General features: G+C 53.4%; 15 protein-coding genes. 6 read left to right on the top strand and 9 right to left on the bottom strand.

Annotation, left to right across the window (positions count from 1 at the left end):
• Positions 1-6 precede the first annotated feature (6 nt).
• Both ACMZ66_RS14565 and ACMZ66_RS14570 read right to left on the bottom strand, forming a co-directional pair.
• Positions 7-2,067, bottom strand: coding sequence for a SpoIIE family protein phosphatase (locus ACMZ66_RS14565; protein WP_416938104.1), 2,061 nt, complete (start codon positions 2,065-2,067; stop codon positions 7-9).
• A 3-nt stretch (positions 2,068-2,070) separates the two neighbouring features.
• Positions 2,071-2,376 (bottom strand): STAS domain-containing protein, encoded by a 306-nt coding sequence (locus tag ACMZ66_RS14570; RefSeq protein ID WP_416938106.1) that lies wholly within the window; start codon positions 2,374-2,376, stop codon positions 2,071-2,073.
• 169 nt (positions 2,377-2,545) lie between these two features.
• Here ACMZ66_RS14570 and ACMZ66_RS14575 point away from each other — a divergent pair, with 169 nt between their 5' ends.
• Complete coding sequence (locus ACMZ66_RS14575; RefSeq protein WP_416938108.1) at positions 2,546-4,144, top strand: sigma-54-dependent transcriptional regulator; 1,599 nt, start codon at positions 2,546-2,548, stop codon at positions 4,142-4,144.
• Positions 4,145-4,156: 12 nt separating this feature from the next.
• On the opposite strand, the gene cobD is transcribed toward ACMZ66_RS14575, so the two are convergent.
• The gene (cobD, locus tag ACMZ66_RS14580; RefSeq protein ID WP_416938110.1) at positions 4,157-5,242 is read right to left on the bottom strand and encodes a threonine-phosphate decarboxylase CobD; all 1,086 of its coding nucleotides are present in this window, start codon (positions 5,240-5,242) and stop codon (positions 4,157-4,159) included.
• Between the two features lie 54 nt (positions 5,243-5,296).
• Between cobD and ACMZ66_RS14585 the strand changes: the two genes are divergently transcribed.
• The 5 genes from ACMZ66_RS14585 to ACMZ66_RS14605 all read left to right on the top strand — a co-directional run bounded on the left by ACMZ66_RS14585 (position 5,297) and on the right by ACMZ66_RS14605 (position 12,286).
• Positions 5,297-6,262: a phytanoyl-CoA dioxygenase family protein gene (locus ACMZ66_RS14585; protein ID WP_416938112.1), complete on the top strand. Its 966-nt coding sequence runs from the start codon at positions 5,297-5,299 to the stop codon at positions 6,260-6,262.
• Between the two features lie 32 nt (positions 6,263-6,294).
• The gene (locus tag ACMZ66_RS14590) at positions 6,295-8,841 is read left to right on the top strand and encodes an ATP-binding protein (protein WP_416938114.1); all 2,547 of its coding nucleotides are present in this window, start codon (positions 6,295-6,297) and stop codon (positions 8,839-8,841) included.
• A gap of 342 nt (positions 8,842-9,183) precedes the next feature.
• Positions 9,184-9,384 (top strand): hypothetical protein, encoded by a 201-nt coding sequence (locus tag ACMZ66_RS14595; protein WP_416938115.1) that lies wholly within the window; start codon positions 9,184-9,186, stop codon positions 9,382-9,384.
• A gap of 254 nt (positions 9,385-9,638) precedes the next feature.
• Complete coding sequence (locus tag ACMZ66_RS14600) at positions 9,639-10,802, top strand: ABC transporter substrate-binding protein (RefSeq protein ID WP_416938117.1); 1,164 nt, start codon at positions 9,639-9,641, stop codon at positions 10,800-10,802.
• Between the two features lie 20 nt (positions 10,803-10,822).
• Entirely contained in the window at positions 10,823-12,286 is a 1,464-nt protein-coding gene (locus ACMZ66_RS14605) for a GGDEF domain-containing protein (protein ID WP_416938119.1), read from the top strand.
• Between the two features lie 89 nt (positions 12,287-12,375).
• Here the strand turns inward: ACMZ66_RS14605 and rodA are convergent, their stop codons facing one another.
• The 6 genes from rodA to ACMZ66_RS14635 all read right to left on the bottom strand — a co-directional run bounded on the left by rodA (position 12,376) and on the right by ACMZ66_RS14635 (position 19,380).
• Complete coding sequence (gene rodA / locus ACMZ66_RS14610) at positions 12,376-13,539, bottom strand: rod shape-determining protein RodA (RefSeq protein ID WP_416938121.1); 1,164 nt, start codon at positions 13,537-13,539, stop codon at positions 12,376-12,378.
• Positions 13,540-13,542: 3 nt separating this feature from the next.
• Positions 13,543-15,426 (bottom strand): penicillin-binding protein 2, encoded by a 1,884-nt coding sequence (gene mrdA, locus ACMZ66_RS14615; protein WP_416938123.1) that lies wholly within the window; start codon positions 15,424-15,426, stop codon positions 13,543-13,545.
• Positions 15,427-15,621: 195 nt separating this feature from the next.
• Complete coding sequence (mreD, locus tag ACMZ66_RS14620) at positions 15,622-16,137, bottom strand: rod shape-determining protein MreD (protein WP_416938125.1); 516 nt, start codon at positions 16,135-16,137, stop codon at positions 15,622-15,624.
• Positions 16,134-17,183 carry a rod shape-determining protein MreC gene (gene mreC, locus ACMZ66_RS14625; RefSeq protein WP_416938127.1) on the bottom strand — a complete coding sequence of 350 codons (1,050 nt, stop codon included), beginning with the start codon at positions 17,181-17,183 and terminating at the stop codon, positions 16,134-16,136. Before mreC ends, mreD begins: the two co-directional genes overlap by 4 nt.
• A gap of 71 nt (positions 17,184-17,254) precedes the next feature.
• The gene (locus tag ACMZ66_RS14630) at positions 17,255-18,295 is read right to left on the bottom strand and encodes a rod shape-determining protein (RefSeq protein ID WP_008892088.1); all 1,041 of its coding nucleotides are present in this window, start codon (positions 18,293-18,295) and stop codon (positions 17,255-17,257) included.
• Between the two features lie 182 nt (positions 18,296-18,477).
• Positions 18,478-19,380, bottom strand: coding sequence for a dienelactone hydrolase family protein (locus ACMZ66_RS14635; RefSeq protein ID WP_416938128.1), 903 nt, complete (start codon positions 19,378-19,380; stop codon positions 18,478-18,480).
• Positions 19,381-19,461 lie beyond the last annotated feature (81 nt).

Raw genomic sequence — 19,461 nt, forward strand, 5'->3', positions numbered from 1 at the left:
CGTCGCTTAGATGGCGCAGGGGATTGGTGTTGATTGCAGGGATACAATTGTAAAGTCATCAGACAACTGGGCCGGCGCACGGTCCATGAACTGATCAGCAATCTGGGCTGCCAGATCAATTTCCCGACAACTTTCAAACAGCGTGCTTTTTAGCATCTCAAGCAGCTTTTCCTCGCTCAGGAATTTCCCGTCATCAAGGGTCGTTTCAATCAGCGCATCGCTGTAAAGCAGCAGGAAATGTTCTTTGCCAAATCGGATTGTGCGGGTTTCGTACCGCGCATCCCGGATGACGCCCAGCGGGACCCCGGACCCATCAAGATACTTGGCCTGACCACTGACACTGTTGCCCAAAACCGGGGATGTACAGGCCGCACTGGCATAGGAGAAAGTATGTTTTTCACGGTCGATAATGCCATACAGCATCGTGGCATATTGCCCGACGGGCAAAAGACCCTTCAGATGCCGATTAAGGATTTCAAGATATTCGCCCGGTTCATGATCGCGCAATTGATCTGACCAGATCAGGGAATGCAGCCGGAAGGTATTCAGCGCAGCACCAAGGCCATGGCCAGCAAAGTCAACGATGTAAACACCAAGGCGATGCTCATCAAGCGGGACCAACCCCCACATGTCACCGCCAAGTTCGGATGACATCTGGAATGTCGCGCTGATGCGAAGTCCGTAATCAAGGCCCACACCACGATAATGTTCCGGTGCAGGATTAAGGTTTTCCTGCATATCGCGCGCGAGTTTCAGTTCGGACTGGGTGCGTTCCTGATAGGCCTGCAGCTGTTTGACGAGAAGTCGGTTTTCCAGATAGATTTTGGTGCGCGCAATCAGTTCCGCCTTGTTAAGCGGCTTTAAAATCAGATCGGTAGCGCCATCATCGAAAATCCGCGTGCGACCTTCGTTTTCTTCCAATGCTGTCTGGGCAATGATCGGAGTTTCGGTATAGGCCGGATCTGCACGAAGCGCCTTGCACACGCCGTAACCATCCAGCTTTGGCATGATGATATCAAGGATGATCAGGTCAGGGTTATGGGCCTTGACCTGGGCAAGGGTGTCTTCGCCGTCCTTGGCAAAGACCAGATTGGTAAAGCCATCAGCACGCAGATAGGACGCAATGATTTCGCGCGATAGCATGGTGTCATCGGCAATCAGGATCGTAGCACTTTGCGGATTGCGTAAATCAACGGCCACACCATTACTCGCACGTTCCGCATCCGCCAGATAAGCGCTGTCTGCCGGAAGGACATCGTTTTCGCCGTGACTGAAGGTCAATTCGATCGTGCGGCCACTGCGCGAAAACCGAACGGAATTACAAAGGCTTTTGATCAGCGGAAGCCCGCGACCGAATGTTGTGTCCTTGCTGGTGATGTCGGACAGGGCGTTCTCACTTGGCGGGGTAAAACCATGGCCCTGATCATTGATCGCAATGGTGATCTGGCCGTCGTTGAGGCGACGCGCAGCAAGCATGATGGCGCGTGCACCATGTTCGATGGATGCAAGGCGACGTTCGGTTTCTTCGCCTAGTTCGGTAAAGCGGTCCATCGAAAGATGGCCACTGGTATCAAGCCCAAGATTGCCGTGGATAAGCGAGTTCGCAAAGGCTTCCTGAACCGCCATTTCAACAGCGGGTGCGATGGCTTCACTGATTAATCCGCGATAGCGAAGTCCAGTCACAAATTTCCGCACGACCGGTAAGTGATAGGCACTGCGTGTCGACATACACAGCACCAGGTCATGTTCAGTCGAGGTCTTTTGGGTAACCAAGGGGCCAAGGTCACGCAAAACCATATCAGGCAGGCATTCTACGAAGTTCGCGCAATTAAGCCTGATCAGTGCGCCAAGCCATTCACGCCCGCTTTCTGTAGGAAACAGGCAGGCCGAAAAATGACGGTTGTTGGGGAAGTCTTCCGGGGTTTGTCCGGATGCGCGCTTAACTGCGATCTCATCCGGACAAGACCAGATTGAGCCACCAGCCAAAAAGCGGGTTACATCCTGCTCGGCAAGGGAATCTGCCACTGCGATGGTGTATTTTTTCCGCGTATCTGTGCCAGTTGGCATGGATTAGTCTTCCAGCTTGAAAAGGGTGTCAAAGCGCGCGACTTCAAGCATGCGCTTTACCTGTCCCTGTGCGCCGCGGATTACAACGGCGGTATTGGTCTTTTCACCTTCATCACGCGCGAGCAAAAGCATGCCAAGGCCGGCAGAGTCGATGAAATCGACACCTGCGACATCAAGCACGTGGGTACTGGACTGATGTCCGCGGACTTCTTCTATCAGTTTGCGAAAACTTGAATGATCCCCAAATGTGAAGCGACCGGTCAGTTCAACAGTGGTTGTCCCGTTGGCGTTTGCTGTCTTGTAGTTCAAGTTCGGGTACTCCTGACGTGGGGTAACTTAGTAAAAACTATGCTTTTTTTAACTTTGATCTGATTGTGTATGGTTTGGGCAGTCACTGCAAGAATGTTAGCAGTTGTGGCAAACACACCACTGTCGGTATGCTGACTCTTAGTGGCTATATCGGGACACGAACGAAAAAATGCCAGAGCAGGCACGCATTGTAATTGTTGAAGATACGCTTTCGCTGGCGCGGGTGTATCAGGACTACCTGCGTGCAGATGGTCACCGTGTTGATCATGTCGTTAGCGGTACGGACGCGATTGAACGTCTGCGCAATGATCCGCCCGAAGTCCTTGTTCTTGATCTGATTTTGCCTGACATGGATGGCCGTGATGTCCTTAAGGCCGCGTCCAGTATCTGTCCTGATTGCAAAGTTGTGGTTATAACCGCACATGGTTCGATCAATGTTGCGGTTGAAGCCATGCGTGAAGGGGCTTGGGATTTCCTTCTTAAGCCATTCACGGCCGACAAGCTTCGCGAAACGGTTGGCAAGGCCCTTGCCGGCGGACCAGCCATTCAGGATAGCCCGAATGTTGATCTGGCGGGCAAAGACACCGACGAGATGTATTTCGACATCATCGGCGGGTCTGACAATATGCGTGATATTTACCGCATCATTGAAAACGCAGCCCCCAGCCGCGCCACTGTCTTTATCACCGGTGAGTCAGGGACCGGCAAGGAATTGGCTGCCGAAGCAATTCATCGCAGATCAGAACGCGCCAAAGAACCGTTCATTCCACTAAATTGCGGCGCGATCCCCAAGGATTTGATGGAAAGCGAAATTTTTGGCCACGTCAAAGGGGCGTTTACAGGCGCTGTTTCAGACCGCGAAGGTGCAGCCCACCGGGCTGAAAACGGTACGCTGTTTTTGGATGAAATCTGTGAAATGGATATGGATCTTCAGACCAAGCTTTTGCGTTTCATTCAGACCGGGACTTTCCAAAAGGTTGGTGGCAGTTCGATTGAAACGGTTGATGTGCGCTTTGTCTGTGCGACCAACCGTGATCCGCTTGAAGAAGTTCGCGCCGGCCGGTTCCGCGAAGATTTGTATTATCGCCTGCATGTCATCCCGCTGCACATGCCGCCGTTGCGCGATCGTGACAACGATATCCTGCAGATCGCCAATTTCTATTTGCAGCGCTATACCCGCGAAGAAGGCCGTGATTTCGAACGGTTCAGCCCGGAAGTTTCTGCGCTGTTTGCGCGCTATGCCTGGCCTGGCAATATTCGGCAGCTGCAAAACATCATTCGTAACATCGTCGTTCTGAACAACGGTACTGAAGTCAGTCTGGCGATGGTGCCGCGTCCGGTTAATAGCGGCACGGACGATGACAAGTTCGGGTCCGCGACCATCGAAGCCCCGCCACCCCATCCGGTTGTTTCCAACGAAATGGGTGGACCGGGACGCTTGTGGGAAGGCGATCCTGAGGCATTGGCATTTCTAGCCGGTGCGCGGCAAATGCGAAAGGTCGTGGAAAACCACCAGTCGGAAAAAAGCAATCACCTGATTGGCGTTGGGGCCGGGGCGAATGACAGTCATGCGGCTTCACCCCATGCGCTTGCCATCGGTGGGCTTGGCTTTGGCGAGATCAAACCATTGTGGCAGGTCGAAAAGCAGGCGATTGAAGAAGCAATCGAGCGCTGTGGTGGTTCAATCCCGCGTGCCGCAGACGCGCTTGGTGTCAGTCCATCAACGATCTATCGCAAAAAGCAGCATTGGGAAGATAACGGCCTGTAATGGCTGCGACCCTCAGCCTCTTTTCCAAGCCGACAAAGCTGTTTCCAACCGATCCCAGTTATGATCTCCATCTGGCAGTCCAAAGCGCATCTTGTTTGCATCTTGGTCAAACAAACGCACAAGAATGCCCGCTTTGCCAAGGTGGTCAGCAAGGCTAACGCACTCAGTGCCATCGTAGTAGCGAAACAGATCCGTCGCGCCATCTGGGCTAAGGTTGGTGTAGCGCGCGATCATGGCATCAAGTCGTATGCCCTCGCCATGAAGCCGGGTAAGGGTTTCGAATTGCCAGTCGGTATCTGAAAACGCTGCAACACCGATGGAAATTGTCGGGCCCGGCACTGCCCAAGGGCCAATGCGTTGTTCAAGGTTTATGGCCAAATCTGATGCCATTACCGCAAAGCCAAGGCGTGCGCCAGCCAGGCCAAAGAACTTGCCAAAGGATCGCAGGATTATGGTGCGCGGCATTTCATCAATCAGTTGGCATGCCGACTGATCTGGCGTGCAATCTATGAAGGCCTCATCGACAATCAGCCAGCAATCACGATCAGACGCCAGTTTCCCCAGTTCCAAAATGTCCGAAGGCGAGATGAGTTTGCCATCCGGATTGTTCGGATTGACCAGGATGACGACACTGCCAGCGGTTGCCGCGGTCAGGATGTCGCGTGCCGTGCCCAGACGCTCACCCGGTGCGGATAGATGAATTTCGCAGTCATGGCCCGCACGTTGCCAGCATTTTTCATGTTCGCCATAGGTCGGGCCCATGATGTGCACCTTGCCAACCGGGCCGATGTCACGCAGCCAATAGGGGATGGTTTGAATAAGGGCCTGGGTGCCGGGCGTACAGACCAGATTGCCGGGTGACGGCGCTATGTAATATGCCGCTGCCGTTTCCTTAAGCTGATCAAGCTCCGAACGCAGTGGCAATCGTTGCCAGTGGCAAAGATCAATTTCCGGAACGGGATAAGCACGCGGGTTGATCCCGGTCGACAGATCAAGCCAGTCAGCAGCGGCGATACCATATTTTCGGGCAGCAACATCAATGGCACCACCGTGATTGATCGGGGCGGATGGTTCTGAGGTTGCGATATCGTGTGCCATGATGAGCGCCAGCTTGGTTGTATGGGTGTCACGCGATCAAAGCAATTCAGGCAGGTGCGTTGCAGACTTGCCATCGTGCTTGGTGCTGCGTATCGTCCGGCCAACTTCAATACCGGACATTTGTCGATGATCACACCGAAAAAAGCCACCTCGATCGAGGTCTGGCAACAGCTTAATCCGCAATTGCACATTTCCGCACCCGATCAGATCGCATCTGACGTCGTCGAAATCGGTGCGGATGACGGCGGCTTTGATGGTGGTCGTCTGTCTGACCGGTTTTGGGATGAAGGGTACTTCCTGCTGCGTGATGTATTGCCGACAGATGAATTGGCAAAGTTGCGATCAGGTATTGAAGCACTGGTTGCCAATGGTCTGTCACCATCACTGATTTATCTTTACGACGAAGCATGGGACGTTTTCCGCCGTTTGCGCCCGCTGTTGAGCCACTTTTTGGCGGATCGGATCGGGCTTTTGCCGCATTTTTGGGCCTGGCATGTTGATCCGCGTGATGGTGGACGCGGATGGCCACCGCACCGCGATTATCAGGGCGAAAGTGCAATTGGCGATGACATGCTGATCAGTTTGTCGCTTTGGGTGCCGCTAAGTGATGCGACGCCAGACAACGGATGCATGTACGTATTGCCGCGTTCTTTCGAAAAGTGTTATGCTTTACCTGTTTCTAAACCAGAAGATGTTGCTTTGCAGGATGTCAGAGCGCTGCCCGCAGGACCGGGTGCCGTTATGGGGTGGCGACAGGATTTGTATCATTGGGGCGGCCGGGCAAGTGGCCACGCCAATGAGCCAAGGATCAGCCTGTCACTTGAATTCCAAAACGCCGCCTTTGACCCACTTGCCGAACAGCTTCTGAGCTTGGAGCAACCACCTGCCTTTTTGGAACGGCTTAGTTTGATTGCCAGTCAGTTCGAAAAATACCGACACATGCAATCGATTGATGCCGAAACCGTCAAGTGGGCCGAGCTGGTTTTAAAAGAGTGCGCAGTACCAAGTCGGGGCAGCTAACGCCCTGATCGATGTCGGGGGACAGCTGATATATGCTCCGCTTATTGGCTTATGCAGGTTTTACCCTGACTGCATTCCTGTTTATCACGCCGCTATTTCTTTACTACGCATCCCTGCCTGATGAAGCCGTGCGCGATGTGGCCTTTCCCGTCGTCGTGATGGTCGAAGTTGTCGCACTTCTGACCATTGCCATTGGCTGGATGGTCTATGAGCTGACCCGTAAGGCGCAATATGTTTGCCTGATCATTATGATGGGTTTGTTGTTGCTGGGCGATTTGTTTGGCATGCCCCGATTGCTTGGCGCGGAGGCGCTTTTGGGAAGCGAACAAGCATTGGGCACATTCACCGGCATTCTGGTGCTGGTAACCCGTCTTATCGCAGCCTTGATGTTTGTGCTCAGTTGGCATTACGCCAACAAGGAAGATCAGATTTTCGTTCAGGAACAGGTCATTCTTGCGACCACGGTGGTGTTTGTCATCGGGTCGATATCGATGTTTGTGCCGACCTATTTCCTGCCCGATATCGAATTTGGTTTTGGGTACGCATTTCAGGACATCTCAACCCTGATCCTGATGCCAACGCTCGTCATGGCCCTAATGGGGGCGGGTGGTTATTTGGTGCGCTGCTTTGTCCGTCGATCATGGCTTGAAGGTATGCTGTGTGTGCCAATGATGATTGGTGTGTTTAACCATTTCGCACTTTTCTATCTGGCCCCCGACGGGTCTGAATTGGCCGCAAGCTTTATCCTGCCGTCGCGTGTCCTGAGTTACACGATGGTTCTGGGCTATATGCTGTTTTCGATGCGCCATCACTTCCGCCATTCCTATCAGGCGAGCTCGGCCAAAAGCGAATTTTTGGCAACCATGAGCCATGAAATCAGAACGCCATTGAACGGTGTCTTGGGGCTTGCGCAATTGCTTCGTGAAAGCGGGTTGAACAAGACCCAGATGGAACGGGTCAATGGCATCTTGTCTTCGGGCCGTGCCCTGATGGAATTGCTTAATGACATCCTTGATATGAGCAAGATCGAAGCTGGCCGGGTCGAGTTGGAAAACCGCCAGTTTTATCCGTCTGACATCACCTATGACCTGCAACGGATTGTTGGTTCCGTCGCCCGCGAGAAAAACATATCGGTGGTTTGCGATGACATATCCTTGAACAATCTGATGTTCACCGGTGACGAGGTGCGGCTGCGCCAGATCCTGTGGAACCTGATGTCCAATGCGGTCAAATTTACCAATAAGGGCTCGGTGCGTCTCGAGGTCCGAAAGGTCGAAGACCGCCCGGCGAACCTTGAAGATGTTCGGGCGCTGCGTGATGGCGAAGTTCTTTTCCATTTCGCCGTGATTGATACCGGCATCGGGATTTCAGAAGACCGCCTGAAAATGATCTTTGCTCCGTTCACACAGGCCGATAATTCCACCATGCGCCAATATGGTGGGACGGGGCTTGGGCTTTCAATTGCCTATAGCTTGACCGAGTTGATGGGCGGGAAGATGACGGTCAGTTCTGTTGAGCGGCGCGGAACAAGATTTGATGTCTGGATTCCGTTCAAGGCCGATCTTACCGAGGGGCATGTAGTTGGCCATGCCGATGACATCAGTGATGCAACAGATACGGTTTTGAGCGGTGCGCGCGTTCTTGTTGTCGAAGATAACGAGATCAATGCCAATGTGGTTGGCGGGATGCTTAAACGCCATGGGGTTGAGATTTACATTGTCCCCAATGGTCGTGATGCGGTGCATGCGTTCCGCGATGGCGAGTTTGACCTCATCCTGATGGATGCACATATGCCAATTCTTGACGGGGAAGGCGCAACCCGCCACATCCGTGAGCTCGAACGTTTCAACGGCGGTGTTCGCATTCCGATCATCTGTCTGACGGCCGATGCTTTTATCGATCGTCATCGTGATTTCCTGGCCGCGGGCATGGATGAAGTCCTGACCAAACCGGTCGAGGAACGCAAGCTTTACGGAACTTTGCGGCGGTTCTTGCGTAAAAAAGAAAGAAACCAGATCGAGGCCAAAACAGCCAAGCACGCCACGGAAATTGAGCTACCAAGCAATGATGACAGTGCGCAGACAGGCGTGGGTGAACCGCAAAAAACTGCCCACGCGACAGAGGCAACTTTTGATGTCGAAAATGACGATGCAGATGGCGAGCTTTTGGCCAAAACGGTTTTGGTTGAGGAAGTTGACGAGAAATCAGATACTGTAGAAGCCTCACAAGAAGAAGAGACACGAATGGAATTGATTGATCGGTCACGGTTTGACGAAGTATGTGCCGCGCTTGGCAAGGAACAGCTTTTGATGCTTGTAGGTTTGCTGCCTGCTTCTTATCAGGAAGAACGTGGCCGGTTGGTTGAAGCTGCCAACAACAAAGACCCCGAAGCATTGCGCCGCGCCGCGCACACGATCAAGGGAATGGCTGCAAATATGGCGGGTCAGAAACTGGCAGATGCCGCACGCGCACTTGAAACCTTTGACGGTGATATGGGGGACGAGCTGGCAAGCCGTATCGAAGAACTTGATAAACTTGCGAAAGACACAATCGCCGAGATGCAAGAAGCACTTGCCTGAACGGCATATGTTCAGGGTTCCAGCGTTCGACTAAAGAACAGGGCAACTCGAAAGAGCTGCTCTTTTGCTTTGGGAGATCGCGATTGCCCCGTTGCGGCTGTGGATCACTCTTGAATGTCGTGCACGTTGTTTCAATTCTTCCAACCAGTGCGTCAAACAACATGAATTGGTCGTATTTTTTTCGTTGTGACATGGGGGTTTAGGGGCAAGCCACGTGGAAATTGCCTGGAGGGGAATAGAAATCGCGTCTTTGTCACCTAAATGAAATGTTACGGCATCTGTACTTCCGTGGGAAAGAAGTATGCCGGAATCGCTTGTGACCGTCCCATAAAGGAGGCAAGAGTGGCGAGCTTTAGAAAACTCTCTGGCGAGATTGAACGGGAAACGTCGACCCATCACAAACATCTGTCGCCTACCTATGACAAGTGGCGTCGTGATGACCTGTATCATCTGGCCCAGCAAAAAGGCATCGAGAACCGAGCAAACATGACCAACGAAGAGTTGGCGCGTGCATTAAGCCGGGCACAATCAGGTTCTCCGTAACGTCGACGCTGCCAAAGGCATTGTAACCAACAGGTTGGCGCGGTCGTCAAGAAACACAAAAAGGTTGGAACGCAAACGTTCATCACATGTGCGCGCAGCAAAAAAATGCATCTTTCGTGCTACTGTCACCGGATCGCATGTTGAACGTGCATCGCCCCATGATTTGACCTTTCTGATTAAATTAGATAGTTGGGTTGTACGTGGTTGGGGTGACCGTTTTGGTTATTTCCAGACTTATCTTCGGGGAACGGAATTTGCGATTTCATCTGTTGCGGTTGCTCGTCTGCACGCTTCTGTTTAGCGTGGCGGCAATGCCTGTTTATGCTGCGGACACAGCAGGAGATAAGGCCGATATTCGTGTGGCCTTCATCAATCCCGGTTATGGCACCAAGGGTTTCTGGAAAGACGTGCGCGACACAATGCAGGCCGCAGCCGATCAGTTTGGCTTCGACCTGATTGTTTTTGACAGTGATCGCGACTGGAAAATGATGATCGAAAGTGCGGAAAAGGTTTTCGCACTTGATCCGCCCCCCGATTACATCATCGCCGTGAACGAGCATCAGCAGGGCACGCGCATTATTCTTGAAGCGCAAGAGCGCGGCATACCCGTGATCATGTTGCTCAATGACCTCACCAAGGAACAAAAAGACACATACGGCTATCCCGGTCGTGACATCAAAAACTGGATCTTGACGCTTACACCCGATAACGAGCGCGCCGGATATGACATCGCAACGTCCTTGATTGATGGGGCGCGCTTGGCCAACAACGATCATCTTCCCAGAACCTTATGCCTTCTTTCAATTGCCGGGGACCGTAAAACACCTGCATCCCTGCAACGCCTGGACGGGCTTGATCACGCGCTTAGCCGTTATCCGGTTCTGCGCGAACGCCGTCGTCTGGTCGCCAATTGGTCATATGATGAAGCATATCGTCAAACCGCAGCCTGGCTTGAACGCGGTGAATGTGTCGATGCGGTTTGGGCGGCAAATGATGATATCGCACTTGGCGCAATCGCAGCCCTTGAAGAAGCAGGTAGGGTGCCGGGCAAGAACGTTTTTGTCGGCGGATTGAACTGGTCTTCAGCCGGGCTTCAGAACGTTAAAGAAGGCAAAATGACCTTGACCCATGGGGGGCATTTCTTTGCTGGCGCGTGGGTGATGGTTCTGCTGCATGATTACATCAACGGTGTTGAATTCCTGAAAGAAAATCACGAGATATCATTCAGGATGGAAGCGGTGACACGGGAAAATCTAGACTATTTCGAAGATGTTTTGCTGAGCAGGGATTGGAGTAGGATCGATTTTTCCCGGTTTAGTATTGCTAATTCGTCCCCCGGGGCTGAGTATCATTTTGGATTGCAGCCGAAAAGCGATCGGGAAGAATTGGACCGAAACCTTCCTGAATTAAGGCGATGAAGATGAGGTAGACGCGGTTGGTGAAGCAATCTGATGAAACGCAAGGTGATGCGCTTACCGGCCTTCGATTGGGAAGTACGATTGCTGCCCGACAACTTAAATACTCGTTGTTCCTTGCTGTTGGTCTTGGGCTGCTCATTGTCGCGATCCGCGGTTATCAGGATTACGAATGGATCGAAGGCATTTATCACCAGGGCAATCAGCGCCTGATTTCCTCGACCGTTCCCGTTGCGACCCAGGTTCTTGAACGTCACGACCTTGAACTTGCCGAAGTCATGGCGCGTGGCATGCTCAACAACCGGTCGATTGCCCGGGTTATGTTGACCAATGCCGAAGACGGCATCTTCTATGAGCTTGAACGTCCAGCTGGCGAGATACCGACGTCTCGTTGGGCTGAAAAGATGTTTGGTGGTCTTCAGACCATCTCGATCCCCGTGCGTGATCCGGGAGTGAAGCCTGCGACAACCATGGGCGAGTTGGTCATTGACCTTAATCCGCAGGTTTACGTTTCTGCCTATATGACCCGTCTTTCATGGTCATTTCTGGCGACGATGGTTCTTGCAGTCATGATGGCAATTGCCTTTGCCGCCATGAGCTATTTTGTGTTTTCCCGCCCGTTGGTGAAGCTTAGCAACTATCTGATCAAATCTGATCCAACCGATGCAAACCGTCCGTTGGAAATGCCGCCTTATCACCGCCATGACGATGAAGTTCAGCTTTTGGGATCGGTCACGGTTGGTTTGTTTGGCATGATCCGGGGACAGATCGGGCAGCTTCGTCGTGCACGCGATGAACTGCAGGATGCAAACGTGCATCTGGAAGAGCGTGTTGAGCAGCGCACACGTGAGCTTAACGATGCGATGCAGCGGCTTGAAGTTCTGGCATCCACCGATCCGCTGACCGGGCTTCCGAACCGTCGTGCATTTCTGGGTCGGTTTGAAGAAGCCATATCGCTGTGGCGTCGTCGTGAAACGCCAGTATCGATCATTCTGCTCGATATTGATCGGTTCAAGGCATTCAACGATACTTATGGCCATCAGGCAGGCGATGCTGTTTTGGTCGAGCTTGGCAAGGTCATGCGCGCGACCCTGCGTGCCATTGATATGCCAGCCCGTTTGGGCGGCGAAGAATTCGCAGTCCTTCTGCCGGGCGAAGAACTTGACGGTGCGATGAAACTTGCCGAACGTCTGCGGGTTGCATTTGAACAAACCAGTGTTGATTTTGGCGGTAGCAAGCTTTCATTCACATCAAGCTTCGGTGTCGCGGGCCTTCCGTCATCAGAAGGTGTCAAAGCCTTCGACAAGGATGTGATCCATCAGTTTGAAGCATTGAAATCGCGCGCCAATATGGACATTTCAGACGCGCTTTATTCGATTGCCGATGCGGCACTTTATGCGGCGAAGGAAGGTGGGCGTAACCGGTGCAGGCTTGCGGATATGAATACGCTTGGCGAGCATACAAACGTATTCCCGTTTGATGCCTGACGCCTGATGCCGTAGGCGAAGCCCGGGCTGCAAGATTTCCAAACAGTCAGTAGATGATTGATCTGCGAGACGTAAAGTCGCGTGCAGCCTTAAGTGCGTCCGTCGTCATTGCCCTGTCGTGATATTCGGATATCACGATGGATCGAGACGCTCATCAACAAGCCAAAGCTAACCAAAATGGTCATCATCACCGTCCCGCCATAAGACACCAACGGCAACGGCACGCCAACGACCGGGATCAAACCCATCACCATGGCGATATTGATGAAGACATAAAGGAAGAAGGTCGAGGTCACGCCAATGGCCACAAGGCGGCCAAACTGGTTGTTGCAACGAAGCGCGATCACATAGCCATAGGTGATCACAAGCGCGTACAAGGCCAAAAGGGCAAGCCCGCCAACCAGACCGAATTCCTCGCCCAGCATGGTAAAGATAAAGTCGGTCTGCTTTTCCGGCAGGAAGTTCAGATGGCTTTGCGAACCCAGCATGAAGCCCTTGCCAAACAGGCCTCCAGACCCAAGCGCAATCTTTGACTGGGTAATGTGATAGCCAGCACCCAGTGGATCATTTTCCGGGTTCAGGAAGGTCAGAACACGGTTCTTTTGATAATCACGCAGGAACTGCCAACCAATCGGAATGGCGGCTAAAGCCCCGCCAAGGATAAGGCCGAATTTCCAAACCCGCACACCGGCAAGCCAGAAAATCACGCCGCCACCAGCAATCAGAAGCAACGCCGTGCCAAGGTCAGGCTGGCGCAAAACAAGTGCGGCCGGCGCCAGTACCATCAAAAGCGGCGGGATCAGAAGCGGGATGCGCCCGGCTTCTTCAACCGTCAAACCATGGAAGTAACGCGCAAGTGCCAGCACAAGCGAGATTTTCATCAACTCGGAAGGTTGTAGCTGGAAGAAACCAAGATTGATCCAGCGTTGCGCGCCCATGCCGATGTCACCCTTGATCTCCACGCCGACCAGCAAAACAAGGGCAACGAAGTAGGAGAAATAGGCAAGCTTCAGCCATATTCGGATGTCAGTGACAGCAATGATGATCATAAGCGCTGCACCAACTGCAAAACGCATCATCTGGCGTTCGGCCCATGGTTGGAGCGATCCGTTGGCGGCAGAATACAGCATGGCAAAGCCAATGCCCGAAAGGGCTGCGATCAACAGAACCAGCGTCCAGTTCAACAGCAACAAACGCCGGCCAATTGGAACGTAGTCTGGATCTTCACCAATGCGGAACTTGCTCATGGCCATGGATTAGCCCTCATTCTCGTCATTGCGGGCATTCGGGCGAAGCTGGGCGCTGGTTGGCAGGTTGGCCGCAGAAATACCCTGACGGGCTGATTGCAGTTCCTGTGCCTTTTGCAGAAGGTCGCGGACAATCGGTCCGGCAACGCTTGATCCGCCGCCGCCATGTTCGACAACAACCGCGCAGGCATAACGCGGGTTATCGACCGGGGCAAAGGCGACGAACAGTGCATGGTCGCGGAACTTCCATGGCAATTCATCGTTGTCCAGAACGCCGGTGGTTTGGCGTTCGCGCATGGTGATACGGCGTACTTGGCTGGTACCACTTTTGCCCGCCAGTTCCATGCCCTTGATCTTGATGCGCGATCCGTAACCGGTGCCGCGCAATTCGTTGGACACGCCATTCATGCTTTCGCGGATGCGCGCAAGATTGGCACGGCTGACCTGAAGTTCCGGGAATTCTTCGGCCTCGCGGCTTTTGACACCTTCTGGTGTCACAAGATCGCGCGTTAGATGCGGGCGAACGGCTTTGCCCGATGCCAGACGTGCGGTCATGGTGCAAAGCTGAAGCGGGGTCGCAAGAACATAGCCCTGACCGATCGAGGCAATCAGGGTCTCACCGCCTTGCCAACGTTTTCCAAGCTGGATTTCCTTCCAGTCCTTGGTCGGGATCAGGCCGCTTCGTTCGTTGGGCAAATCAATGCCGGTATCTTCGCCAAGGCCAAGCTTGTGCGCCATGGCAGCAATACGGTCGATGCCGATCTTTTGCGAGATTTCATAGAAATAGACATCGCAGGAATGCTTGATCGAGTCATGCATGTTCATCCAGCCATGGCCGCCACGTTTCCAGCAGTGGAAACGCGCATTGCCCAGATCAAGATGACCGTTGCAGAAGTAACGTTGGCCCGGGGTGATGATCCCGGCTTCAAGACCGGCCAAAGCCACGCACATCTTAAAGGTCGAACCCGGCGAGTAGGTGCCGTTTACCGCCTTGTTGGAAAGCGGGGCATAGGGGTTGTTGACCAGACTGTTCCAAAGCTTGTGCGAAATGCCGTTGGTGAAGGCATTCGGGTCATAGGTCGGGTGCGATGACAGCGCCAGGACTTCACCGTTATGGATGTCCATGACGACGGCAGACGCACTTTGTTGTTCTGAAAGGCGCTGGTTGGCAAAGCGCTGCAATTCCAGATCAAGGGTCATCACAACCGTATTGCCGCTTTCACCTTCTTCGCGTTCCAGTTCACGAATGACGCGACCAAGGGCGTTTACTTCGACCTGGCTGGTGCCCGCCTTGCCACGCAGGGCAAGGTCATAGACTTTCTCGACACCGTTTTTGCCGATGGTAAAGCCCGGCAATTCCAGTAACGGATCGCCTGTCAGTTCTTTTTCTGAAACGGCGGCGACATAACCCAGTGTATGGGCAAGATGCGGGCCTTCGGGATAGTCACGGGATCGACCGGCATCAATGATCAGGCCGGGCAGGTCGGGTGCGTTGACGCCAACGCGTGCCACTTCATCCCATGTCAGATTGTCACGAACCGTAACGGGGACGAATGAACGCCTGCGTGCCACATCACGTTCAACACGCTCGATGGTCTCGGGGCCGAGTTCGATAATCTCGTCAAGGATTTCAAGCGTGCGGCGGACATCAGGTGTCTGTTCGCGCACGATCATGATGTGATAGTTCTGCCGGTTCACAGCCAAGGGCGCGCCAAATCGGTCCGTGACCAATCCACGCGGTGGCGGCAGCAAGCGGTGGGAAATTCGGTTTTCATCGGCCAGAGTGCGATAGCGGTCGCTTTCAAGCACCTGCAGGTAATACATCCGCGCAGCCAAACCGGTCAGCAAAACACCCTTGCCAGCACCCAGCATAAGGGCGCGTCGGGTGAACATTCTGAACCTGTCTGAGTCGCGATGCCACATGGGCGTGGGATACCTGTCTTAAGTCGGTGGCCGATGGCCAATATTTACTGGTTCTTGCCCGTTCTAACCGTGTTCACAGGGCTTGAAAACCATCATGTTCAAGCATAGCCGATAGGCGTTGCCAAAACATCAATTTTACACGCGAAAGTACGTCGAAAATCTGGCCTATACATAGCGCAGTAGTGTGTTCTGTGCACGTGCAAGAACCCATGCAACGATGGGAAACAGAACAGCGGTCAAAACATAACTGATCAATGTTGCCTTGATCGGAAGCAGGGCGCCAATAAGGGCGGAGCTGATCAGCCACTGCATCAAAAGGGCCGGGATCGCGACCAAGGCAAAGCCCCACCACATGACGCTAAAGGGCTTGTTATGGAAAAAGCGTCCCTGACTTGCTGATCCGGTTTGCACCAAAAGCAGCACCAGCGAACTGACGCCAAGCGGCAATCCCATCAGAAGATCCTGAAGCAAACCAAGCAAGAAAGCCGTCATCCCGGTCAGAAGGTCCGGGCGGTTGACTGCCCAGTAAAACACCGCCATTAGCGAAAGCGCAGGTGAGGCGGTTGCCAGAAGTGGCACACTGATCGGAAGCAGGTTGATCAGCAAAAGAACAAAGACGCTGAATGCCGGAAAAAGACCACGCGCAATCAGGTCCAGCCGTTGCCAGACGCCGGGTTTCACGGAAGTTCCCCTGCAGGCGTTTGGAGTTTGGCGGCATCACTGCCATCTGCCGGGGCAGCCGGAACAACACCAACACCTGCCGGAATATCAGGGGAAAGTTGGGTGTCGTTGGTGTTGATCGGGGCCTGGCTTTGGCGGATGCGCTGATCGCTCAGGATGCCCTGCAGGCCGTAATCAGCCACGCGCAGATATTCAAGTTGATGGCGACGGAATAGCGGGGCAACGCGCACCGCGTTTTCCGAAACCGATGACACAACACCGATCGGAATGCCTGGCGGGAAAGCGCCACCATGACCTGATGTCAAAATACGATCGCCCGGTGCTACAGCGGCGTCAGCCGTCAGGAAGGTCAGAAGTGGGCGGTTGGTGTTGTCACCCGACAGAAATGCACGATCGCGGGAGTTTTCAACTATTACCGGAACGCGGGAGTTGATGTCCGTGATCAGTAGAACGCGCGATGCCTGATAGCCAGCTTCGGCGACACGCCCGACAAGGCCTTCGTCGGAAATAACAGCCTGACCCTTTGATACACCGTCACGTGAACCCGCCGAGATCATGACGCTATGCGCATAGGCACCGCCCATATCGGCAATCACACGCGATGTCACAAGGTGAAGAACCGGTGGTGCGGTATATTGGGCAAGGTCACGCAGACGGGCATTTTCATGCGACAAGTTACGTGCGGCCTGCTGCCAGGCAAGAAGTTGCTGGTTCTCGCGGCGCAGACGTTCGTTTTCCTCGTACAGATTGGCGAGGTTGTAAATCTTGTCAGTAATTTCGTTGATGCTGGCAGCCGGGCGGGAAACGATATTCATGACCGGAGACACAAGGTCGGCAGAAGCGGCGCGAATGCGTTCGATAAGAACTGTATCAGCCTTACCCAGAAGCATTAAGCCAAACGCCGAAAAGATCAGCAATATGAAAGCGAAGCGGTGAAGCGCCGTGCGTAACGGCGAAAAGATTCGCTGCTGCGGACCGCCATGCTGTGCCAATGTATTCCCCGCAATTCCCAAGTGGTTGTTTCGTATCCCGAGCGGGATATTCAACCATAACGAAATCACCGAGTCGCGTCCAGTACGGATACGACCCGGTGATGATATTTAAAGCCGGTATTTGATTAGTATGCTGTGTGCAGAACGTTGCGCAGCATCTTTTTCTCTTCCAGCGCGCGACCGGTACCCAGTGCGACGCAGGAAAGAGGATCATCTGCAATCGAAACCGGAAGGCCGGTTGCATGACGCAGAACATAATCAAGGTTGCCAAGCATTGCGCCGCCGCCGGTCAGGACGATGCCCTTGTCGACGATATCAGCAGCCAGTTCCGGCGGGGTCTGTTCAAGGGCGACTTTAACCGCCTCGATGATGGCCGATACAGGCTCTGCAAGGCTTTCTGCGATCTGACGTTCAGAAATCAGCAGTTCCTTCGGAACGCCATTCATCAGGTCACGACCACGGATTTCAACGGTTGCGCCATCACCATCATCCGGTGCGCAGGCCGAACCGATTTCCTTCTTGATGCGCTCGGCAGTGCTTTCACCGACCAGAAGGTTATGGGTACGACGGATGTAAGCAATGATTGCTTCGTCCATCTTGTCACCACCAACGCGAACCGAACGTGCATAGACGATACCGCCCAGCGACAGAACGGCAACTTCGGTGGTGCCACCGCCGATATCAACAACCATGGAGCCGGTCGGCTCGGTCACCGGAAGACCGGCGCCGATTGCAGCTGCCATCGGTTCGTCGATCAGCCAGACCTTGCGTGCGCCAGCACTTTCAGCACTTTCCTGAATTGCACGGCGCTCAACAGCGGTCGAACCGGACGGTACGCAAATGATCACTTCCGGGCTCGCGAAGTTGCGGCGGTTGTGAACCTTGCGGATGAAGTGTTTGATCATTTCTTCGGCGATGTGGAATTCCGCAATAACACCGTCACGCAGTGGGCGGATCGCCTGAATGTACCCCGGGGTACGACCGAGCATCTGCTTGGCTTCTTCACCAACTGCAAGGACCTGCTTTTTGCCTTTTTCGTCGGTAATGGCCACCACGGATGGTTCGTTCAGGACGATGCCACGTCCCTTGACGTAAACCAGTGTGTTTGCGGTGCCCAAATCCACCGCCATGTCGGAGGATAAAACCCCAAGAAGCTTGGAAAACATTCCTGCCCTATGCCCCGGTTAATAGTAAAATCTTGAAAGCGAATGTAACGGCTTTGATAGCGCAAGGATTAAGCCGATGCACGAATAATCTGCGCAGGGGATTGAGGAATAATTAAGGCGCACGATTTTCCTCAATTAAGGCGTCAAAAACATGATCAGGATTATGGTCTTGGCGGATTAATTCAATTTCTACCTATATTTTTTGCGATCCCCATTGCGGAAAGGAATTCCGTCACCAGTGTGACTACTTCTGAACTGTTCTCGATCTCGAGTGTTTTGCGAGTCGCTTGTTTTTCAATCATTTCGCCGCTCTCAACCAACTCAAACCGGACGGGTTCGCGGTCCGGACGAAGGTCGCGATCAATCCGCCATTGGCACCATGCAGGAGGATTGAACGGGTCGTTCTTTACCCCGATTAACAGACTAGGCACAAAATTGTCCATTTCGGACATGCATTGCGGACGAAGCCCGACAAGTGTCTTGAAGCGATGATCGAAATGCTTGGCGTGCCCATTGCGATAAATCGCCAATTGCGCAGCCCCTGCACCATAACCATAGCCAAAGATTGCAATGCGATTTGCGTCGACTGCATCCATTCGCGCCAGATAATCCAGTGCGCTAATGGCATCAAATGCCCAATAGGTCAGCCCATGTTTGGGGGTATCAAGTGACCCTTCAGTGCAATATCCCTGTGACGGATGGGCTTTGTTCGGGGAAATCACCAGAACGCCGATACCCTGTTCTTGCAAGGTGGATACCCAGGATGCAGGGAAACTGTCGTCACAGTCAGGCAGGGCGATAACAGCGGGATGTTTAACGTCCGCGCCGCCGGCAGTCTCATGTGGCGGATAGAAATGACCGGGAATGTCAGCCTGCAGACTGACATCGACAGGTGGCACAGACTTTCCCTCAGATGCCAATCGCTGACGAAGCCCGCTCTGCGGATAGGGCAGGGCAGGAATTGTGACAGACTTAACATCCTCGCCAGATGTCGCCGCAAATGCCGGTGGGGCCGCAGCAGCAATCAAAAGGCCAAAAACAAGGCATCCAAGGCGTGACGGTATATTCACTTTAAAGCTTGGCATGACGGTTCCCTTTCGTGAGGCCATCACAGCATAACACGTTGTGTCCCTGCTGGATAATCACACGAAAGCGAGTGTGTATCG

Origin of the sequence: Thalassospira sp., from assembly GCF_048059015.1 — a bacterium.
Taxonomy (GTDB): Bacteria; Pseudomonadota; Alphaproteobacteria; order Rhodospirillales; family Thalassospiraceae; genus Thalassospira.